At 72.1% G+C, this 21,329-nt stretch carries 17 protein-coding genes; 8 read left to right on the top strand and 9 right to left on the bottom strand.

What is annotated here, in order from left to right:
* Positions 1-28: 28 nt before the first annotated feature.
* Positions 29-1,387, top strand: coding sequence for a Gfo/Idh/MocA family protein (locus B5557_RS04460; RefSeq protein WP_079657877.1), 1,359 nt, complete (start codon positions 29-31; stop codon positions 1,385-1,387).
* On the opposite strand, the gene B5557_RS04455 is transcribed toward B5557_RS04460, so the two are convergent.
* The 3 genes from B5557_RS04455 to B5557_RS04445 form a co-directional block, all read right to left on the bottom strand.
* Positions 1,384-1,800 (bottom strand): Zn-ribbon domain-containing OB-fold protein, encoded by a 417-nt coding sequence (locus B5557_RS04455; protein ID WP_079657876.1) that lies wholly within the window; start codon positions 1,798-1,800, stop codon positions 1,384-1,386. The genes B5557_RS04460 and B5557_RS04455 overlap by 4 nt on opposite strands.
* A 136-nt stretch (positions 1,801-1,936) precedes the next feature.
* Entirely contained in the window at positions 1,937-2,689 is a 753-nt protein-coding gene (locus B5557_RS04450; protein WP_173877806.1) for a TetR family transcriptional regulator, read from the bottom strand.
* Between the two features lie 166 nt (positions 2,690-2,855).
* Positions 2,856-3,704 (bottom strand): bifunctional methylenetetrahydrofolate dehydrogenase/methenyltetrahydrofolate cyclohydrolase, encoded by an 849-nt coding sequence (locus B5557_RS04445; RefSeq protein WP_079657874.1) that lies wholly within the window; start codon positions 3,702-3,704, stop codon positions 2,856-2,858.
* A gap of 175 nt (positions 3,705-3,879) precedes the next feature.
* Between B5557_RS04445 and B5557_RS04440 the strand changes: the two genes are divergently transcribed.
* Both B5557_RS04440 and B5557_RS04435 read left to right on the top strand, forming a co-directional pair.
* On the top strand, positions 3,880-4,707 hold the full coding sequence (locus B5557_RS04440; protein WP_079657873.1) for a hypothetical protein: 828 nt from the start codon (positions 3,880-3,882) through the stop codon (positions 4,705-4,707).
* Between the two features lie 97 nt (positions 4,708-4,804).
* The gene (locus B5557_RS04435) at positions 4,805-5,614 is read left to right on the top strand and encodes a peptidoglycan-binding domain-containing protein (protein ID WP_173877639.1); all 810 of its coding nucleotides are present in this window, start codon (positions 4,805-4,807) and stop codon (positions 5,612-5,614) included.
* Between the two features lie 28 nt (positions 5,615-5,642).
* Here B5557_RS04435 and B5557_RS04430 read toward each other — a convergent pair whose 3' ends face one another.
* The 6 genes from B5557_RS04430 to B5557_RS04405 all read right to left on the bottom strand — a co-directional run bounded on the left by B5557_RS04430 (position 5,643) and on the right by B5557_RS04405 (position 14,610).
* Complete coding sequence (locus B5557_RS04430; protein ID WP_443031333.1) at positions 5,643-8,036, bottom strand: SpoIIE family protein phosphatase; 2,394 nt, start codon at positions 8,034-8,036, stop codon at positions 5,643-5,645.
* Positions 8,037-8,136: 100 nt separating this feature from the next.
* Positions 8,137-8,517 carry a hypothetical protein gene (locus tag B5557_RS04425; protein ID WP_173877638.1) on the bottom strand — a complete coding sequence of 127 codons (381 nt, stop codon included), beginning with the start codon at positions 8,515-8,517 and terminating at the stop codon, positions 8,137-8,139.
* Between the two features lie 303 nt (positions 8,518-8,820).
* Positions 8,821-9,741, bottom strand: coding sequence for a MurR/RpiR family transcriptional regulator (locus tag B5557_RS04420; protein ID WP_079657872.1), 921 nt, complete (start codon positions 9,739-9,741; stop codon positions 8,821-8,823).
* 100 nt (positions 9,742-9,841) lie between these two features.
* Positions 9,842-11,503 (bottom strand): phospholipid carrier-dependent glycosyltransferase, encoded by a 1,662-nt coding sequence (locus B5557_RS04415; protein WP_079657871.1) that lies wholly within the window; start codon positions 11,501-11,503, stop codon positions 9,842-9,844.
* A gap of 92 nt (positions 11,504-11,595) precedes the next feature.
* Entirely contained in the window at positions 11,596-13,512 is a 1,917-nt protein-coding gene (locus B5557_RS04410) for a phosphatase PAP2 family protein (protein ID WP_079657870.1), read from the bottom strand.
* A gap of 189 nt (positions 13,513-13,701) precedes the next feature.
* Positions 13,702-14,610 (bottom strand): N-acetylglucosamine kinase, encoded by a 909-nt coding sequence (locus B5557_RS04405; RefSeq protein WP_079657869.1) that lies wholly within the window; start codon positions 14,608-14,610, stop codon positions 13,702-13,704.
* Between the two features lie 320 nt (positions 14,611-14,930).
* On the opposite strand from B5557_RS04405, the gene B5557_RS04400 reads away from it, so the two are divergent.
* The 5 genes from B5557_RS04400 (at position 14,931) to B5557_RS04380 (ending at position 21,326) form a co-directional block, all read left to right on the top strand.
* On the top strand, positions 14,931-16,076 hold the full coding sequence (locus B5557_RS04400; RefSeq protein WP_079657868.1) for an ROK family protein: 1,146 nt from the start codon (positions 14,931-14,933) through the stop codon (positions 16,074-16,076).
* A gap of 274 nt (positions 16,077-16,350) precedes the next feature.
* Positions 16,351-17,679 (top strand): extracellular solute-binding protein, encoded by a 1,329-nt coding sequence (locus B5557_RS04395; RefSeq protein WP_079657867.1) that lies wholly within the window; start codon positions 16,351-16,353, stop codon positions 17,677-17,679.
* 118 nt (positions 17,680-17,797) lie between these two features.
* Positions 17,798-18,712 carry a carbohydrate ABC transporter permease gene (locus B5557_RS04390; RefSeq protein ID WP_079657866.1) on the top strand — a complete coding sequence of 305 codons (915 nt, stop codon included), beginning with the start codon at positions 17,798-17,800 and terminating at the stop codon, positions 18,710-18,712.
* Positions 18,709-19,611: a carbohydrate ABC transporter permease gene (locus tag B5557_RS04385; protein ID WP_079657865.1), complete on the top strand. Its 903-nt coding sequence runs from the start codon at positions 18,709-18,711 to the stop codon at positions 19,609-19,611. Before B5557_RS04390 ends, B5557_RS04385 begins: the two co-directional genes overlap by 4 nt.
* 2 nt (positions 19,612-19,613) lie before the next feature.
* A complete protein-coding gene (locus tag B5557_RS04380; protein ID WP_079657864.1) occupies positions 19,614-21,326 on the top strand; it encodes a hypothetical protein in 1,713 nt (570 codons plus the stop codon).
* The last annotated feature ends 3 nt before the right edge of the window (positions 21,327-21,329 follow it).

Below are 21,329 nucleotides of genomic sequence, written 5' to 3'. Positions count from 1 at the left end.
CGCACGACCCCGGGGAAAGGCCCCCTGCATGAGCCGAACTCCCCACCGCCGCACGGCAGTCGTCGGCACCGGACACCGCGCCCAGACCTTCACCCGGGATCTCGCCGCCCGGCCCGGCCACCGCGTCGTCGCCCTCTGCGATCCCAGCCCCACCCGCATGGCCTTCCACAACCGGCTGCTGGCCCGGGCGGGCGCCCCGCCCGCCGCGGAGTGGGACCCGGACCGCTTCGCCGAGCTGCTCGCCGAGGAGGACGTCGACCAGGTCGTCGTCACCACCGTGGACGCCGCGCACGACCGCTACATCGTGCCCGCGCTGAAGGCGGGCTGCCGTGTGGTCACCGAGAAGCCGATGACCGTCGACGCGGTCCGCTGCGCCCGCATCCTCGACACCGTCCGCGAGACCGGCAACTCCCTCACCGTCGCCTTCAACTACCGCTTCAACCCGGTGCACGAGCGGGTGCGCGAGCTGCTCGCCGAGGGCGCGGTCGGGGAGATCCTCTCCGTCCACTTCGAGTGGCTGCTCGACACCCGGCACGGCGCGGACTACTTCCGCCGCTGGCACCGCGAGAAGCGGCACAGCGGCGGACTGATGGTGCACAAGGCCGGCCACCACTTCGACCTGGTCAACTGGTGGCTCGCCGACGAACCGGACGAGGTCTTCGGCTATGGCCGGCTCGCCTTCTACGGCCCCGAGGCCGGCGCCCGGCACGGTCTGCGCCGCGCGTACGACCGTGCCCACGGCGCCGAGGAGGCCGCCGACGACCCGTTCGCGCTGGACCTCGCGGCCGACGACACCCTACGGGCGCTGTACCTCGACGCGGAGCGGGACGACGGCTACCACCGCGACCGCAACGTCTTCGGCGGGCCCGTAACCATCGAGGACGACATGGCGGTCCTGGTGCGCTACACGCGGGGCGCGACGATGACGTACCACCTCACCGCCTACTCCCCGTGGGAGGGCTACCGGGTGATGGTCAACGGCAGCGCCGGACGCCTGGAGCTGGAGGTCGAGGAGAGCCGCTGGCAGCCGCCCCGCACTCGTATCACCTCCGGCAGCGGCGCGCTGCACGGAGACACGGCGGCCGAGCACGCGGGCGCAGTCCGGCTGACGCTGCGCCCGCTGTGGCGGCCGCCGGTCGACATCCCGGTCACGGCCCGGCACGAGGCGCACGGCGGTGGAGACACCCGGATGCTGGACGCGCTGTTCGGACCCGCGGCGTCCCCGAACACCGGCAGCACGGCCGGGGCCGGGAGCACCGCCACCGAACGCGACGGCGCGCTCGCCCTCGCCGTGGGGCTCGCCGCGAACCAGTGCTTCGACACAGGACGGCCGGTACGCGTCGGCGACCTGCTGCCGGCCCTCGGCCCGGTGGACGGGGCGTCCTAGTGCCAGGCCCGGTACGGCTCGTCGAGGAGTTGGAAGACCGGTTCGCCCCGTACCGGGTCCTTGACCGTGGACAGGCGGACGCGGTCGCCGCTGTGGATGCCGATGAGCGGGCCCATGACCCGGCCGCGGACGACGAACCCCTCGGCCATCTCGACCAGGGACACATTGCGTGCGGCGGGGGTGTTGCGGTGCACCACGGTGGCGTGGCGGACCGTGCCGGTGCCCTCGCTGCGCTCGGTGCGCAGGTCGCTGCCCTGGCACGACGGGCAGAGCAGCCGGTGGTACATGGCGGTGCCGCACCAGGTGCAGCGCTGGAAGAGGATGGTGTCGCCGTCGGCGTTCGCGCGGTCGAGGACGCCCGCCGAGGAGCCGGCGGCCTGCTGAACGGCGTTTCCTGAGTGGTAGTGGTACACGCGGGTCAACTCCCTGCACTCGGCCGGAATCCACGTGCGCGGCTCACCCGTGCACGCACGTGCCCGGTTCACCGTGCCACCGTGCACGCCCACAGCGTATGGCACTCAGTGCCAAGCGTAAAGGCACTGCGTACCCTTATTCTGGCGGGATTCGGTCCCGGCCGAGCGTGGTCTCGATCTCCTTCACCACCCGCCACAGAGGTGCCCCGCGCCGCGCGACCACCACGACGACGTCCTCGTCCGTCGGCCGTTCGTCGGCGGCAGGCGCCGGAGCAGTCGGAGCAGTCGCAGCGGCCGAAGCGGCCGCAGGGGTGGGGGCGGCCGGGGCTTCCCGGGGCGTGCCGAACGCCGCCTGTACATATCCCAGTGCGTGGTCCACGGTCGCGCTCGCATCGCCCCGGCCGTCCGAACGCAGCCAGGAACGCAGGGCGTTGTTGTGGGCGGCGACCACCGCGGCCGCGATCACGTCGGCGCGGAGATTGCCGTCGGGCCGGCCGGTGAAGCGGCCCCGCAGATACTCGGCGAGGGCGCGCTCATAGCGCCACACCACCGACAGCTCGTATGCGCGCAGCCCCGGCACCCGCTTGGTGAGCCGGTAGCGCTGCACCGAGAAGGAGGGGTTCTCCGCGTACATCAGCAGCACCAGCCGGGCCGCGTCGCAGACGCGGCGCACCGGCTCGTGCTCCCTCTCGCTCGCGGCGAGGAACGCGGTCATGTCGGCCAGGCACCGCTCGTGGTCCGGGAAGACCACGTCCTCCTTGGAGGGGAAGTAACGGAAGAACGACCGTCGGCCGACTTCCGCGAGCGCCACGATGTCGTCGACGGTGGTCTGCTCGTAGCCCCGCTCCAGGAACAGCCGGAAGGCCGCCGCGACCAGGGCGTCCCGCATGGGCGGCTTGGCCTCCGCCTTGTCAGTGGCGCTCATGGACGGGAACGTAACATCTGAACGCCGTCGATGGCACTCAGTTCCCTGCCCGTGGGGAACTGAGTGCCAGGGAATCGAGTGCCAGGGAGCCGGAGCCGGAGCCGGAGCCGGAGCCGGCCGGAGCCGGGGGTCAGATCCGCTCCGCCGCCTCCACCACGTTGGTCAGCAGCATCGCCCGGGTCATCGGGCCCACCCCGCCGATGGGCGGCGCGAAGGAACCGGCGACGTCGCTCACGTCGGGGTGGACATCGCCGAGGATGCCCTCGACCGTGCGGGTCAGGCCCACGGACAGCACGGTCGCCCCCGGCTTGATCCAGTCCGGCCGGACCAGGTGCGCCACGCCCGCCGCGGCCACCACCACGTCCGCCTCCCGGGCGTGCGCGGCGGTGTCCTGCGTCGCCTCGTGGCACAGGGTCACCGTGGCGTGCTCGGTGCTGCGGGTCAGCATCAGACCCAGCGGCCGGCCCACCGTGACACCGCAGCCGATGACGCAGAACTGCTGGCCGGTGATCTCCACGCGGTTGCGGCGCAGCAGGTCGATGATGCCGCGCGGGGTGCACGGCAGCGGTCCGGGGATGCCCAGCACCAGCCGGCCCAGGTTCGTCGGGTGGAGCCCGTCGGCGTCCTTGACGGGGTCGATCAGCTCCAGCACGGCATGGGTGTCGATATGCGCGGGCAGCGGGAGCTGCACGATGAAGCCGGTGCACGCCGGATCGGCGTTGAGCCGCAGCACGGCGGCCTCGACATCGGCCTGGGAGGCGTCGGCGGGCAGCTCCACCCGGATCGAGGCGATGCCGACCTGCGCGCAGTCGCGGTGCTTGCCGCCCACGTAGGAACGGCTGCCGGCGTCGTCGCCGACGAGGATCGTGCCCAGCCCCGGGGTGACGCCGCGCTCCTTCAACGCCTGGACGCGGAGGGCGAGTTCGCTCTTGATGTCGGCCGCTGCGGCCTTGCCGTCGAGAAGTGTTGCGGTGGTCACGGGAGTCGACGAGCCCTTCAGGAGAAGACGACGGTCCTGTCATCGTACGACTCGCCCGTCCGCCGCCGACCAGGAGTCCCGCCCGTCGCCGTCGTCCCGGCCCCGCTCGCGGCACTCCCCTCGAGCCCGCTGACGTAACCTTTCCGCACCGCTCGACGGCCACCAGGAGACCCGTATGCCCGCCGCCCGCCCCCGTCTCCTCTATGTCACCGACCTGGCCTACCCGGCCCGCGGGCGCCGCTACTGCGACGAGGACGTCTACCTCACCTCGCGGCTGCGCGCGGACTTCGATCTGGCCCTGTGCCATCCGAAGGACGCGGCGGCCCTGATGCACGCCTTCGACGGCGTCGTCGTCCGCAACAGCGGCCCGGTCCTCGGCTACCAGGAGGAGTACGCGGCCTTCCGGGAGCGCGCACTCCACGACGGGGTACGCGTCTACAACCCGCTCACGGGCCGCGCCGACATGGCGGGCAAGCAGTACCTCCTCGACCTGACCGCCGAGGGATTCCCCGTCATCCCCACCATCGACCGCCCCGCGGACCTGCACCTCCTGCCCGCGGCCGACCGGTACGTCGTCAAGCCCAGGGCCGGCGCCGACTCCATGGGCCTGCGGATCGTCACCTCCGACGCCCTGCCCGCGCTGGCGGACGGCTCGGTCCTGGTCCAGCCTCGCGTCGACTTCGCGTACGAGGTCTCGTTCGTCTACGTCGACCACGACTTCCAGTACGCCCTCCACGCCCCGGACCCCGACCGCCGCTGGGAGCTCCAGCCGTACGCCCCCGCCGTCCGGGACCTGGAGTTCGCCCGTCGCTTCGTCGACTGGAACGCTCTCGCGTACGGCATCCAGCGCGTCGACGCATGCCGCGCCCCCGACGGCGAGCTGCTGCTGATGGAGCTGGAGGACCTCAATCCGTACCTCTCCCTGGACGCCCTCGACGAGGCGGGCCGGGATGCCTTCGTCGCCGCGACGACGCGCTCCCTGCACCGCTTCCTCGCCGGCTGAACCCCGCGGCTGATTCCCCGCCGTTGATCCGCGCGGCTGAACCGGGCGGCCCGCGCGTCCGTATCTCTCCCGGGGGACTCACGGGAGGGAGACGAGCGTGCCGACACCGGAGGAACCCGGACAGCCGCACGAACGCCCGGTCCTGGAACCCATCCGGGTCCTGCGACCGCGCAACACCGACGCCCTCGCGGAGCTGTTCCGCGAGATGACCGAACTGACCCAGGACACCGACGCCTACGAGGCGATCGCCCTGCCGTCGCGGCAGGCCGTAGACGAGGCGAGGACGGAGGAGCTCCCGCCCCTGGGCCCACGCCCGGCCCTCACCCCGCCGCCCCGTGGCGGCCGGGACTGGACGAGCGAGCGTGGCAGCCCCCGGCCCGGGCCCGTGCCCGGCAGCGGCACAAGCGCGGCGCGCAAGCGGAGCGGATCCCGGGCCGCCCCGGTCCAGGACGGCGCACGGGCGCGCGCCCGCACCGACTCCGGTGCGGGCCGGCGCCGGGCCGCCATCACGATCGCGGTGTGCGCGGCGGCACTCGTCGGGTTCGCCGGCGCGCTGCTGCTGCCGGGCCGGGGAGGCGAAGCCGCCGCTGAGACGCCCCCCGTGAGTGAGATGCCCCCCGCGAGCTCCGCCCCGACCCCGGCCGCCACGGCGGCCGGCTCCGCCGACCCCGACGGCGCCGGCACCCTGCGCGAGGGAGACAGCGGCCCCGAGGTGAGCGACCTCCAGAAGCGCCTGCTGCGCATCCCGAACGTGTACGACAAGGGCCCCACCGACGGCCGTTACGACACCGTCCTCACCGAGGCCGTGGCCCGTTTCCAGCTCTGGTACGGCATCCGCGGCGACGAGAGCGGCGTCTACGGCGACGACACCCGTCGCGACCTGGAGTCCCGCACGGGCGGCGGATGATCCGACGCCACGACGCCGACCCGAAGTCCTACCGCTCGGCATCCCGGGGGCGCGGCACCTGGATGTCGAGCACGCACACGTCGTCGCGGCCCTCGGGGTCCAGCATCGTGGCGAGCAGCCGGTCCAGCGGGGCCGGACCGGTCGCGGCGCGGGGGGCGACGGCGCCGGCGAGCCGCTCCAGGCCCCGGTCGATGCTCTCCGCAGGTCTTTCGACCAGACCGTCGGTGTAGAACAGGAGCCGGTCGCCGGGCTCGAGGCGGACCTCCGCCTCCTCGTAGTGAGGGGTGTCGGCCGCGCCGAGCAGCATCCCGAAGGGTCGCTCCAGGTAGCGCGCCGCACCGGCCCGTACCAGCAACGGCGGCGGATGGCCGGCCTGCGCCCACTTCAGCCGCCGTTGCCGCGGGCTGTAGCGGGCCAGGACCATGGTCGCCGAGCCGTGCGGGTCGCGGGAGTGCAGCAGCAGCGCGTTGAGCCGGGCGAGCGCGCCGGTCAGCGACGAGCCGGTGATGACCATGCCCTTGGCGGTGAACCGCAGCAGGGCCATCGCGGCGACGGCGCCTATGCCGTGGCCGGCGACGTCGCCGACCACGAACAGGGCGTCGCCGTCGGGCAGCTCGATGGCGCTGAACCAGTCGCCGCCGACGCTGAGGCCCGACTGCGCGGGCAGGTAGGCGATGTCTATGCGCAGCCCGGCCAGCCGGACGGGCTGCTTCGGCAGGGGCAGCAGCGCGTCCTGCAGCCGGGCCGCCACGGTGCGCTCGGCCTGGAGCACGCCGTGCTGGGTGAGGATGGCCCGCTCGCTGGCGACGAGCGCGAGTTCGGCGCTGCGCTGCGCGGTGAGGTCCTGCACGAAGCCGTGCACCTCGACGGGCGTGCCGTCCATGTCCGGCACCGCTTCGGCGACCACCCGCAGATGCCGTATGCCGTCCTCGTTGACGATCCGGAACGGCACGTCGCACGGCCGCCCGTGCCGCACCAGCTCCCCGATGGCGCGGGCCAGCACGGGCACGTCCTCGGGCAGCGCGAGGCGGGGCAGCCGGGCGAGCGGGACGACGCCCTGGGCGGGATCACGCTCGAAGATGGCGAAGACCTGGGCGGACCAGCTCGTCTCGCCCGTGACCAGGTTCCAGGTCGCCCAGCCGAGGTTGCCGAGCCGCTGCACGTCCGCCAGCCGCTGTTCCTGCCGGTCGGAAGGGTCGTGGCGGCTCCAGCTGACGACCAGTCCGTCGCCCAGCCGTGCCGCCCGCGCGCAGTACGTGGCGAGCTCGCTGACCCCGTCGACCGTCTGCTGCCGGGCGAACGGCTCGCCCTCGTACGGCTCTTCGCCGGCCAGGGTGTCCAGACAGCCCTGCCAGAGCGGCTCGTCGGCGATCTCCGGCCAGCACTCCAGGAAGCGCAGACCGACCAGCTCGCGGCCGCTGCGGCCCACGGCGTCGGAGGTGATGCCGGTCGCGGCGTCGACGCGGAAGTCCTCGACGCGCCCCGACGGGGTACGCAAGGGGGCGAGCAGCACGGCGGCGACCGGCAGCCGGTCGAAGACCGTCTGCACCGCGTCCGCGGCGGCGTCCGAGGAAGGACCCTGCCGGGTGCCGAACGTGCGCAGCGGGCCCGCGCACAACCGGGCGACGGCCCGCAGGAGTTCGCGGACCCGGGGCGAGAAGGCGCCCTCGCGGCGACGCAGGATCCCGAGCGCGACGTCGGCCGTGTCCCCGGTGACCACCGGCAGCCAGGCCCGCGACCCCCACTGCTCGGGCGGGTCCCCGATCAGCAGATACCGCTTCCCCTCCTCGCGGAGGTCCTCCAGCCAGCACGGCCGGCCGGTTTCGAGGGCGTCCAGTGCGGCGATCCCGGCGAGCGGCGGCACCTGGCTCCACTGCGCGGCCAGCGTGTCGTCGAGGCCGGCGTGCCCGACGAGCGTCAGTCCGCCGGCCGGCAGCCGCGCGTAGAGCATCACGGCGTCGGCCGCCACGTCCGGTCCGAGCTGTTCCAGCAGGCACCGGGCGAGATCGTGCGGGGTGCCGACGCGGACGAGGGCCCGGCCCAGCCGGCCGAGGGCGGCGGCGGCGTCGATCTTCTCGGGGTCCGGCGCGGGCGCGGCCGCCCGCGCGGAAGCGGCGGCGGCCGGTGCCTGCTCCGGGTCGGCGCGAGGCGGCGGGGTGAGCGCGCCGAGGGTGATCCAGCACTCCTCCAGCAGCGTGCGCCGCGCGTTCTTCGCCCGCAGCTCGAGCTCCTCCTGCGCGATGTCCGGCGAGCAGCCCAGTTGTGCCATCACCGCGCCCTTGGCACGCTCCAGCACGGCCGAGGTGGCCGCCAGGTCCTGCAGCCGGTCCATCTCGGCGCGTTGGCGGGCCACGACCCGGGTCAGTGCGGCCAAGTCGGGCACGCCGCCGGATTCCGCGGGCAGGGCGGGTTCGCTCGTCACGTCTTGAGCATGGCACACGGGCGGGGATTCGATCGGGGTGTTACGGCAACGCCCCCGCCAGGCGTGATGCCCTTCGGCGCACCGGAACGGATCGTCCCGTTCAGCGCCCGCCGCTCTGCTCCACGAGGGCCTGGGTGACCGCGCGGACGCTGCGGGCGATGTGCTGCAACTGCATGACCTCGGCCGCGTACATCTTGATCGTGTGCTCGATGACCGACTCCGGCAGTCCGAGCCGGGGCAGATCGGCGCGGGCGGTCTGCAGGGCGGTGCGGGCCACCCGGACCTCGTTCTGGACCTGGATCTGCGCATGGCGGGCGAGCAGCACCGGGTGGCGCAGCAGCGCGGGGTAGCTCGCGTAGCGCGCGGGCACCAGCTCGCGCAGCCACTTGGCCGCCGAGCGCTCCCAGTCGTAGCTGCCGGGCGTCTTGACCTGGCACGGCCAGTCCGAGCTGATGCGCGTCGTCGTCAGGGTCATGATCATCGCTTCCGGTGTGTGGCGTCGTGACGGTGGTCCGACTGTTGGGGCGGCCCCGGCCCAGGGGAAGACCGGGACCGCCACGGGCGCTCGCGCAAGCGATGCCCCGAACACCCCGCGCGCCGACGCGGGTAGGAGACGGCGGCTCGGGGTGCTCGTACGGGAGCCCTTCGCGGGCGGGTGCGGCCCTGAGCAGTATTTATATATGCCGTCGGCTTTGCAAGGAGTATGAAAACATTCATGCGCGAAATGGGTGCAATGATCCCTCTGTGTACTTCTGGGGGAGGGGGTGTCTTTCGAAGGAGCCGGTCACTCACGCAGGAAGAACCGGTGCTCTTCGGCGATCTGCTCGTACTCCTCGAGCCGGGCCTGGGTGCGTTCGGGACCGGCGTCGCTCATGGCCTGGAGCAGCGCCGCCGCCATCACCCCGGGGGCCGCGTAGGAGTCGAAGACCAGGCGGGAGCCGGTGCCGGTGGCGAAGGTCGCGTCGGCCTCGTCGGCCACCGGCCCGAGCGCCAGGTCGGTGATCAGCGCGACCTTGAGACCGGCGCTGCGCGCGACCCGTACGGCGGTCAGGGTCTCCTGCGCGTGCCGGGGCATCGAGAACGCCAGCACCCAGGTCCCGCCCGCCTCCCGGGACTGCAGCAGCGCGTCGTAGGCGACGCTGCCGCCCCGGGTCACCAACCGTACGTCCGGGTGGACCCGGCGGGCGGCGTAGGCGAAGTACTCGGCGAGCGAGGCGGAGATCCGCAGTCCCACGATGGTCAGCGGCGTCGACTGCGACAGCTTGCGGCCGACGTCGATGACCTGGTCCGGGTCGGCGAAGTCGCGCCGCAGGTTCTCCAGGTTCTCGATCTCCGCGTCGACCGCCGCCTGCAGCTCGTTGCTCCGGTTCACCTCCGCCGTCGGCCCGACCGCCAGAGTGCCCAGCGCGATTGACTGGAGCCTCTCCCGCAGCGCCGGATACCCGCTGAAGCCGACGGCCGCGGCGAACCGGGTCACCGAGGGCTGGCTGACCCCGACACGTTCCGCGAGGTCGGTGATCGACAGGAACGCCGCCTCGGTGATGTGCTCGATCAGATACTGGGCGATGCGCCGTTGGCCCGGGGACAGATGGGGCCCGTCGAAGAGCGCCCGGAGCCGGGAGGTCGGGGACACCTCCGTCTCCGGACCGGTTCTGCCCGAGGTGATCGCGGATGCCTGTGCGCGTGCCTGTTGCGGCGATGGCACCGGTGCGCCTCCTTTGTCTTCCACGCAACTCAACATACTTCAGGGACCCTGCCGGTCAGGGAGGGCGAAGACGCCCTTTCCCGTCCCCCGCGACCGCGGTTCACCGGCGGTACAGGGTGATCGAGTGCCCGACCTCGTCGACCGGCCGGCTGGAGCGCAGCAGCTCCGCCAGCGGGCCCTTCGCCTTGGCGGCGGCGGAGTCCGACACGACGAGCAGTCCGTGCACCCGGCTCGCGGGCGCCCGGCGTGGATCGGAGGCCTCGATGCCGTAGGCGGCGGGCACCCCGCTGCCCTTGTACACCAGCCACACCCGCTCGCCCCGGTACCGGCTGCGCAGCCGGTCCGCGAGCCGTCCCAGGTCCTGGCCCCAGTCCACGTTGGAGTCGTGCAGCCGCAGGTGGGTCTTCGCCGGCCCGCCGAACGCCTCGTTGGAGTACGGCAGGTAGTAGGGATACGTCCGCAGCGAGCTGACGGCGACGAACGCCACCAGCGCCGCCACCCCCACCGGCGCCCACCGCCGGCGCACCGCCAGGGCGCATCCCGCGGCCACGGCCAGGAACATCGGCAGGAACACGGCGTACCGGGTGCCCAGGTCCCGTGACCCGGTCATGGCCGAGGCCAGCAGCACGGCCGCCGGGAGCAGCACATACGGCGCCGCGGGCCGCAGCCGGCGCACCGCGACCATCGTGACCGCCCCGGCCGCCCACAGGGCGAGCATGCCGAGCGGGGTCTTCACGACCAGCGCGACCGGCAGGTAGTACCACCGCGAGCCGGAGTACACATGGCCGAAGAGGAAGCCCTGCCACGACTGGTTCTCCAGCCCGAACTGCATCCGCATGCCGTCCCGGTACGCCTCCGGGAAGGGCAGCAGCCGCACGAGGAGCCCGCGCAGACCATGCACCACGGGCACCTGGACCGACCGCGGATCCCAGCGCAGCAGCGGATCGACGACGAGATACGCGGCCCAGACGACGGCCACGGCGGTCACCGCCACCACACCCGCCGCCCCCAGAGTCCTGCGCAGGTCACGGGGTCGCCGGGCCCACATCGACAGCGCCGCCAGGGCCATCAGGACCGGGATCGCGGGCAGCGTGCTCATCTTCGTGGCGAGGCCCGCGCCGAGCGCGACCCCGGCGAGCGGCAGGTACAGGCGCGGCCTGCCCTGCCGGGCCCGCCACAGCAGCCACGCCGACGTCAGCAGGAAGCCCGCCGCCGGGACGTCCAGCGTCGCCAGCGAGCCGTGCGCGACGACGTCGGGGGAGAACGCGTACAGGGCGAGCGCTGTCAGCGCGGGGGCGCGGCCGGCGAGATCGCGCGCGAAGGCGAACACCACCAGGCCGAACAGCAGCGTCAGCACGATCACCGGCAGCCTCGCCCACAGCATCACCCGCCAGGGATCGTTGCCCGACTCGTACAGCAGATGTCGGCCCGCCGCCTCCTGGGTGCCGGTGAACGAGGGATCGACGTGCGGGTCGGCCAAGGCAACGCCGACGGCCACGACGAGCTTGCCGAGGGGCGGATGCTCCGGGTTGTAGTGCACGCGGTGCTCGTGCAGGTAGTCGGCGGCCGTGGCGACGTAGACCGGCTCGTCGATCGTCGGCGACTGCCGCACCGCGGCGGTGACCATCGCGACGGCCATCTGGGCGAGCAGCACGGCCACCAGGAGCGGGACGAGCCGGCGTCGGCGGGCCGGCCGCGAGGGCTCTCGCGGCCCCGCGTCGGAGGAGGGTTCCAGGACCGTGTGCAGTTCGCGCGCCATCATCCGCCCTGCGGTGACACCGGCCGGGCGGTGGCGGGAGAGAGCCGGAGCAGCCTCATGGGCCCACTCTGCATCAGCTCCCGCCACTCGGGGCGTTACCGCTTCAGGAGTCGTACCGACAGACCGTCTGCCGTGTACACGGGTACGGCCCGCAGGCGGTCGGAGTTCAGCTCGACGCGGTCGAACTGACCGCGCAGCGCGCAGGCGTCGATCACTGGGACGGTCGTCCCCGCCGCCGGCGGCTTTTCGGCGTCGAGGCGCAGCGTCAGCACCGACCCCCGGTCGAGCCGGACCCGACCGGACACGGTGAGGACGGGCCCGTGGTGTCCACGCAGCGTCAGATCCAGCACCGCGCCGGACTCCTGGACCCAGGCGCCGCGCACCCGCACCGGCGCGCCCGCGCGCAGCGTGCCGCCGGCCAGCCGCACATCGCCCTGACCGAGGGCATTGGCGTGCCCGGCGACGAGTACGCCCTCCTCCAGCACGGTGCCGCCGTGGTAGCGGTTGTGCCCGGTCAGGGTCAGCGTGCCGGAGCCGCGCTTGGTCAGAGAGCCCTCGCCCTCGATGTCGTTGCGCCAGGCGTCGGCCGCCTGGAAGCCGCCCTTGGACGCGTCCAGGGTGACCGTGACGTCGGAGTCGAAGGCGCCGTACCCGTCCGCCGCCGCGAACAGGTTGAGCCGGCCCCACTGCTCGAAGCCGTCCAGCAGGACGTACCCGGAGGGCAGCGCGGTCGTGCGCAGGACCTCACGGCGCTGGGCCGCGGTGAGGTACGGCTGCCGGGTCTCCAGCAGCACCTCGGCGCCCTTGGGCACGGTGAGGGGCTGCCGGCGGCCCTCCCGGTGGAGGACGTAGGTCAGCCGGGGCAGCGCCGCGCGCTCGTTGGCCTCGCGGTCGGCGTACTCGTCGGAGGCGTCGGAGTGCGCGTAGGAGTACAGCGTGTCGGGCGTGGTGCCGGTCTTCTCGGTGAAATAGGCCAGGGCCTGGGCACGGGCGGCCGCCTTGAGGTCGGCGTTGGCCGGGTCGGCGAGCGTGGCGGCGGCGAGCGCGGTGGCGAGGACGCGGCCGCCGATCACGTCGACAGGGGAGTGCATGCCGGAGACGATCCGGGTGTGGCTGAGCTCGAGGGCGCGCGTCACCAGCTCCTGGAACCGCTCCGGGACGGCGTACGCGTATGCCAGCGACGCCAGGTGGAACGCGTTGGTGTGGCCGCTCGGGAAACCGCCGTCGTCCGTGGGGGAGGTGCTGCGCTGGCGCAGCAGCTGCGGCACCACGACCACCTTCGAGTCGTACACCGGGAAGCCGAGCGTGTCGGTCTTCCCGGTGTCGACGACCTGACTGTTCTCGTTCATGCGCCAGGGCCGCGGGTACTGGAAGGCGTACTTGCTCGGGTTACCGGAGGCGAACGGGCCGCGGACGGTGTCCACCAGTTTGGCGACCAGGCCCAGGTCGGAGGTGTACGAGCCGGCGCCGAGCGTGGAGCCGGCGGGCGCGCCGGCGGGCACGGCGTCGTCGATCTTGGTGGCGGGAGTGGTGTCCGGCGCGCTGGTGATCGAGGTGACCGCCTTGGCGCCGGCCTTGTACAGGTCCGCCAGGGGGCCCAGGCCGGCGATCATCGCGTAGCTCTGGTGCTGGCGGTCGTAGACGAACGCCTTCTTGCCCTGCGCCTCCGTGCGGGCGCGGGTGACGGCTATGCAGTAGCGCACGTTGGCGCGCAGGATGTCGGGCCGCAGCGGAGTGCCGGTGTTCCAGGCCGAGCCGGTCTTCCACACCTGCGCGAAGCCGCTGAGGATGCGCACCGCCGCGTTGGTCTCGGGCGTGGAGTTGGCGACCAGGTTCGTCTTGTAGTCGTCGACGAACGGCAGCGGCGCGGTGGCGGCCTTGGCGTCGGCGGCGGCCAGCCAGGAGACCAGCGTCGGGGCGGCGACCAGGGCAGCGGAGCCACCGAAGGAGACCTTCAGGAAGCGCCTTCTGTTCACTGCCGAGGGGGAGCTGAGCCCGGCGGATGACGGCATGGGTGTGCCTCTCTTGAGTTCTGCGGCCGTGGGCCAGAGGGGAGGTGCGATCACGTGCGGCTCGTACGCCTTCTGTTGATCTGTGAGCCGGATGACGCGTACGAGCGAAGATCTACGGTCGGGCTGTGTCTCTTCTGCGATGGCCCGGCGACCGGTACATGGCGTGCAGGTGAACGTGAGATCGGCGGCTCACAGAAGCGAACGCGCCAGCGCCACCGCGCCCTCGACCGGCGCCGCGGTGAGCGGCCGCGGCCGGGCCCCCGGTACGGCGTCGGCGAGGGCCGCGGTGAACGCCTCGTACAGCACCGGCTGGCCGAGTACCGTGCCGCCCGCCACGACCACGTCGTCGACCGGGACCCCGCGCGCGGCGAGCCGGCCGACGAGCGCGGCGAGCGCGGCGCCTGCCTCGGCGATCACGGTCCGGGCGAGCGCGGAGCCCTCGGCGGCGGCCGCGAAGACGACGGGGGCGTGCCGTCCCCACTCGGCGGAGACGTCCGTGGCGCTCTCCAGGGCCGCGCCGAGCGCCGGGACCTCGGGCACGCCGAAGGAGGCGACCAGGCCGCGCGCGAGGGCGTCGGGTTGCTCGCCCCGGTCGTGCGCGGCCCACACCGCCCGGGCCGCCTCGCGGACCAGGCCGGCGGCGCCGCCCTCGTCGCCGAGGACCGCGCCCCAGCCGCCCACCTGGACGGGCGCCCCGTCGGGCAGCCGGCCCACGGCCACCGAGCCGGTCCCGGCGACGAGGCCGACGCCCTTGTCCAGCCCGGCGGCGGGAACGAGCAACTCGGCGTCGCCCACGAGGTAGGTGGGAACGCCGAGCAGTTGCTGAAGTGCGACCCGGATCCGTGCGCATTGAAGGGGGGTCTCGCAGGCGTGCGCCCCCACCGCGAGCGCCGCGGGGTGCGCGGCCTCCGGCAGCGCCTCACGGACGAGGGCGGCCAGCCAGTGTGCGGCGGCGGCCGGGTCGTGCGGTCGCCAGCCGCTGCTGGCACGGACGTGGTCGGACACGACGTCGTCGCCCGCGGTGGCGCGCAGGTGCGTCTTGGTGCCGCCCACGTCGATGCCGACCACAAGGGGGCGCGAAGGGGGATAGTCCTGCACGGATCCTCTTTCGTCGATGCGTTGAGCTGCGACGGCGGGCGAACCGTGACCGAAGGAAGGTCGAGCCTGGATGCATGCTTGAGCGAACTAGGGAAGCCCCGGGACGGGCTTCTGACGAACACGGCAGGCGTATACCGTGAAGTTCGTTAGGAAGTTAACTAACGAAGTACAGTGCGTCAAGAGGAATCGCGCACTCGACCACCGGGAGGCCCGTCCGGGCCGCCGCGGGGCGGGAACGCGCGACGTCGGAGCATCCCATCGCCGCAGCCCGCCGAGCCGATCAGCGGGCCGCGCGGCCCTGTACCCGTGTGGGGGAAACTGTGGAACTCGACGTGGTGGAGGCCCCCGGCCTGACCGAGAGCGCGAGCGCCGTATTCGCCGTGCTGGCCCAGGCGGGCAGCGCGACCCGGCCGCAGCTCGCGAGCCTCGCAGGACTGTCCAAGCCGACGGTGTCCTCCGCCGTGGCGGAACTGGAGGCCGCCCGGCTCGCCGCGCACTCCGGGACCGCCTCCAGCGGCACCGGCCGCTCCGCCGCCGTCTACTGCCTCGGGCCGGCCGCCGGGGCCGTGCTGGCCGTGGACCTCGGCCCGGCCCTCACCCGGGTCCGGGGCTGCGCCCTGGACGGCGCGCTGCTCGCCGAGGCGACCGCCTCCCGCGAGGACGCAGCCGACGCGGTGCGCGAGGCGCTCGACGCGCTGCCCTACGGCGTTCCGCTGCGCTCCATCGTCGTAGCCGTCGGCGATGTCGCCGCGCGGGACCGGCAGGGCAGCGGGATGCGTCCCGCGACCGCCAAGGCGGGCCCGGTCTTCGACGCCATGGCCGTCGCGCTGCCGCCGGGCGTGCCCGTCCACCTGGAGAACAACGTCAACTGCGCGGCCCTGGCCGAACTGCACGAGGGAGCCGCCCGGGGTCGCCACACCTTCGGCTATCTGCGGATCGGCGTGGGCATCGGTCTCGGCATCGTCGTCGGCGGCCAGGTGCTGCGCGGATCGAACGGGGCCGCCGGAGAGCTGGCCCGGCTGCCCTACCCCTGGGACGACGGCCGTGAGCCGCGCCAGGAGGCCCTGGAGGAGTACCTCGGCGCCCGCTCCCTGCTCCGTCGGGCCAGGGATGCCTGGGAGGCCGCGGACGGGCCGTGCCCGCGCACCACCGAGCGGCTCTTCGCCCTCGCGGGGGAGGGCAGAGCCACGGCCGGCGCCGTCGTCGGCCGCCATGCCGTGGACGTGGGCCGGCTCGCCGCCGCCGTGACGGCGGTCCTGGACCCGGGGCTCATCGTGCTCGGGGGCAGCACCGGCGCGGATCCGCAGCTCCTGCCCGGCGTGCGGGCCGAGCTCGCACGGCTCAGCTGGCCCACCGAGGTGGTCAGCAGCACGGTCGGGGATTCCGGCACCGTCGTGGGCGCCGCGCGGCTCGCGGTCGCCCGGGGAGTCCAAACCGTGACCGAGACCGCGCGGGCTAAGGATTGACGGCCTCCGACTCGGTCTGCCAATGTCCGGACAAGCGCTTTCTAAGTCGGCCGGGACGCCGACTCGGGGTAGCTTCCCGCCCGTACTCGAAGTACGGCAGCCGCACGAGGGCGTGCTCGTGCGACGACGGCCCTCATGGCCGGGGATCCCACCCGTGAAGGCGACGCGGCCGGGCGAGGCCGCGCCCCCCGGAAAGCGAAATCTCCTGCAAAATGCACCCGTGCCGCCTCGGCTGGCGCCGTGCTCCGTCCAGTACGACGAAAAGGGATCGAAAATGACCAGTGTGGGTGTGCGGCGCTCCCGCCGACTCGGCCGCGGCGGCATACGCCGGGTGGTTCCCCTCGCTGCCGTGGCCACGGCAGGTGTCCTTCTGCTCTCGGCCTGCGGGTCGGGATCCGGTTCGGGCGGTACCTCCAAGTCGCTGACGTTCTGGATTTCCACGGTTCCGGGGCAGGACGCCGGCTGGAAGAAGCTGGTGGCGCAGTACAAGAAGGAACAGGGCGTCGACGTCAAGCTCGTCAACATCCCTTACGACGGCTACACGACGAAGCTGAAGAACGCCGCGCAGGCGAACTCCCTGCCCGACGTGGCGGCCGTGCCGTCGCTGGACCCGATCTGGTCGAACAAGCTGATCGACCTCAAGTCCATCGCCGAGAACAAGACCAACAAGATCAACACGAACTTCATCGCCAAGGACTCCTCCGGGAAGGTGCTTGCCATCCCCTCGGACGTCACCGCGTCCGGCATGTTCATCAACAAGTCGCTGTTCGAGAAGGCCGGCGTCGCGTTCCCGACCTCCCCCGACAAGACCTGGACCTGGACCGACTTCATCAAGGCGGCGAACACGGTCCGCGAGAAGACCGGTGTCAAGTACTCCCTGACCTTCGACCAGTCGCCGTCCCGGCTCCGCGCCATGGTGTACGAGATGGGCGGCAAGTACGTCCACGCGGACGACTCCGGCAAGTTCTCGGTGGACGACGCGACCAAGAAGGCCGTGAACACCTTCGTCGGATGGAACGACGACAAGACCATGCCGAAGTCGGTGTGGACCAGCGGCGCCGACCCGTCGGCCATGTTCCAGAGCGGTGACGTGGTCGCCTACTGGTCCGGCGTGTGGCAGGTCGCCTCCTTCGCCGAGAGCGTCAAGAAGTTCGAGTGGGCGAGCGTCCCGACCCCCGCCCAGCCGGTGCAGGCCTCCGACGTCAACGCCGGCGGCATGATGGTCGGCTTCAACAACAACGGCGACGCGGCCACCGCCACGACCAAGTTCATGTCCTGGCTGTACGAGCCGGACCACTACCGCGTGCTGTGCGAGACGTCCGGCTTCCTGCCGGTCGAGAGCGGGCTGAACCCGAAGTACCCCTTCACCTCGGAGGCGGCGCAGGCGGCGTTCAAGCTGTACAACGAGGAGATCCCGCTCTACGCCCCGATCTCCGGCTACTTCAACGGCGCCCAGACGGAATGGGTGCTGAAGGGCAAGAGCATCACCGAGGACCCGACCAAGACGGAGCTCGGCAAGGCGATCAACGGCCAGCAGTCGGCCGACAAGGCCCTGGAGAACATCGTGGCCGGCTACAACCAGCAGGTCGGCACCGGATCGTAGGCCACAGGGCCGGGCGGCGGGACCTGAACCCCCGCCGCCCGGCCCTGGACGCCCACGTGATGCCGGGCTCATGGCGTGAGCCCACGAAGATCCCTTCCACCAGCACGGAGTCAGGAAGATGACCAAACACGCCCCGGACGTGTCCGTGAGCCCGCCCAGGAGACGCCGCAGCCGCTACGTCCTCGCGCCGCTCGTCCTCATCGCGGCCAATGTCGTGCTCTTCTCGCTGTTCTTCGTCTGGCCGGCGGTGATCGGGCTCGTCTACTCCTTCACGAACTACACGGGCGTGGGGGCGTTCAGCTTCGTCGGACTGGACAACTACCACCAGCTGATCGGGGACTCCGCCTTCTACGGCGCGCTGACCCGCACGCTCCTGTACGCCGTGCTCTTCGTCCCGCTCAACTTCGGGGCCTCGCTGCTCATCGCCAACCTGCTGGTCAGCAAGAACGCCAAGGGCACGTCCGTGGCCCGCATCATCTTCTTCATCCCGTGGCTGCTGTCGCCCATCGTCGTCGGCGTCCTGTGGCGCTGGCTGTTCGGCGAGAACTTCGGACTGGTCAACTACCTCATCGAGCAGCTCGGCGGAAGCGCCGTCCCGTGGCAGTCGAACGCGGACCTCTCGCTGCTCGTGGTGGTGATGGCGGCGTCCTGGACCTGGACGGGCTTCTCGATGCTGCTGTTCATCGCGGCGATCAAGAACGTACCGGTGTCGTACTACGAGGCGGCCTCGCTCGACGGCGCCGGTCCGTGGCGCCAGTTCTTCAGCATCACGCTGCCGAGCATCGCGCCCACCTCGTTCATCGTCATCCTGCTCAACACGATCAACGCGATGAAGGAGTACCCGGTGTTCGTCGCCCTCAACAACGGCGGACCCGGCACCTCGAACAACCTGCTCGTCCAGTACATCTACGAGACCGGCTTCAAACGGGGCCAGATCGGCTACGCGAGCGCCGCGTCGTTCGTGCTCATGCTCATCCTGATGGCCGTCGCGCTCGTCCAGCTCTTCGTCAACCGGCGGGTGGAGAACCGATGACAACCACAGACATGCCCCGCCCGGTCGACGCCGGTTCCGGACGGGCCGTTTCCAAGAAGCGCACCCGCGGCACGGGCAGCGGCGGACTGCGGCAGGCGGTGTCCGCGACGACACTGCTGTGGATCATGGCGTGCCTGTACGGGCTGCCGGTGCTGTGGTTCATCCTCAGCTCCTTCAAGCCGGCCAGCGAGCTGTTCTCCTATCCGCTGACACTGGTTCCGCACAACCCCACTCTGTCGGGCTTCAAGGCGGCCTGGGACAGCGCCAACTTCTCCCAGTACTTCATCAACACGGCCCTCGTGTGCGTGATCACGACGATCCTCACGGTGGGCGTCAGCTGCTGCACCGGGTACGCGCTGGCCAAGTACGACAACCGCTGGCTCAAGGCGTTCTTCCTCTGCATCCTGGCCACCACGATGCTGCCCGGCGAGGTCATGCTCGCCCCGGAGTTCCTGGTGGTCCGCAACCTCGGCCTCTACAACTCGTTCGCCGGCATCATCCTCCCGGCGGTGCTCACCGCCACCGGATGCTTCATGTTCCGCCAGTTCTTCCTGACGGTTCCCGACGAACTCGTGGAAGCCGCACGCATCGACGGCGCCCGCGAACTGTCGATCTTCCTGCGGATCATGGTGCCGCTCTCCCGGCCCATCATGCTGACCCTCGCCATCCTGTCCTTCCAGTGGCGGTGGAACGACTACATCTGGCCGCTGCTGATGCTCAACGACCCCAACAAGTTCACCGTGCAGATCGGCATCCAGTCCATCGTCGGCGCGCAGAACATCAACTGGTCGGTACTGCTCGGCGCCTCGGTCATCTCCATGATCCCGCTGATCGCCGTCTTCCTGGTCTTCCAGCGCTATGTCATGGGCGCCGACATCAATGCCGGACTGAAGGACTGACCTTGCCCACTTCGTTCGACCGCGAGTTCGTCCGCGCAGCGGCGCTCGCCGCCGACGGGTCGGCCGACCCGTCGGCGGAATTCATTGGGCCGCACCGCGCCCTGGCCCGGCGGGTGAAGACCCTGGTCGCGGCGTACCGCTCGCCGGAGTCGGCCCAGCACGGCAGCGAGCGGGCCGTCGCCGCCGCGCTGACCCACCTCCGTGCGCTGCGGTCCGTGCAGACGGCCTCCGGTCTCTTCGCGGGCGGCGACAACGTGCAGTCGCCGCCGGACTCCGCGTTCACCGTCAACGACGTCTGCGACGCGTACGTCCTCGCCGCGGGTGCGGGGCCGGAACTGGACGACGTCACAGCGGCGCTCGCCGAGATCGCCGGCGCCGCCACCGGTGGCCTCCTGACCGGTGGGGTGCACACCCCGAACCACCGCTGGGAGCTGTGCGCGGCGCTGGCCCGGCTGCACCGGTCGTTCCCCGACGACCGGCTGCTCCACCGCGTCGAGGAGTGGCTCGCCGAGGGCGTCGACATCGACGCGGAGGGCCTGTACTCGGAACGCAGCGCCGTCTACGCGTCCATCGTCACCAACCCGTCGCTGCTGTTGCTGGCCGAGGTGCTCGGGCGTACCGACCTGCTGGACGCCGTCGAACGCAACCTCGTCGCGACCCTGGACCTGATCAGGCCGGACGGCACGGTGGAGACCGTCCATTCGCGCCGCCAGGACCAGAGGCTCTCGTTCGCGCTGTGGCCCTACCTGCCGCACTACCGGCTGCTCGCGATCCGCACCGGCCGGGGCGACTTCGCCCGCGCGGCCCGCCTGGCGGCCGCCGACGGCATCAACGACCCCGACCTGCTCGCCCAGACCCTCCTCACCCCGGATCTGTGCCGCGCCCTGCCGGCCCCGGACGCGGAGAAGCTCCCGCGCGGCCGGTACCTCCCCACCGCAGGCCTCGCCGCACACGTCTCGGCCACCGCGCACACCGTGGTGTACGGCGGCTCCGACGTGCCCGAGCACCGGCGCATCCGCTCGGGCCTCGCCTGCAATCCCACCTTCCTGCGCCTGTTCGCCGGTGCCGCCGTCCTCGACGCGGTCCGCCTCTCGCGGGTGTTCTTCGACCTGGGCCCGTTCCGCGCGGCCGACATGGAACAGCTCGCCGACAACCGGTACCGGCTCACCCAAACCCTCACCACCGCCTACTACCAGCCGCTCCCGAAGGACCGGAGGCGCGACGACGGCGCCTACCGTCTGGTGGACGAGGGCCGTTTCTCCGCGGCGATGGCCTTCCCCGACCGCCCTCAGGACGAGGTCTCCCACACGACCCGAGTCGAGGTCGACCTGCGGGAGGACGGGGCCGACCTGCGGATCGACATCAGCGGCCCATCGGTGCCCTGGGCCCTCGAACTGACCTTCCGGCCGGGCGGCGAGCCGCAGGGCGCCGTACCGCTCGGCGACGGACGCTGGTGCCTGACGACCGAGCCGATGACCTACCGCGTCGGCGACGACGAGATCCGGGTCGAGGCCGCCGTCGAGACGGGCGAACCGCTCGCCGGACCGGACCGGAGCGACGTACTGCGCTACGACCCGGGACAGGACTACACCGTGGTCGGCGGCACCGACGCGACGACCGGGAACCGCGTCTACATCGGTGGACACGGCCCGCACACGCTGACCGTCGCACTGCGCGCCCGCCGTCCCGTGGCCACCTCAGGCATGAAGGGCTGATCC

It is taken from the genome of Streptomyces sp. 3214.6, assembly GCF_900129855.1.
In the GTDB taxonomy this organism is placed as follows: Bacteria; Actinomycetota; Actinomycetes; order Streptomycetales; family Streptomycetaceae; genus Streptomyces; species Streptomyces soliscabiei.
This window is presented reverse-complemented; position numbering and strand designations above follow the sequence as displayed.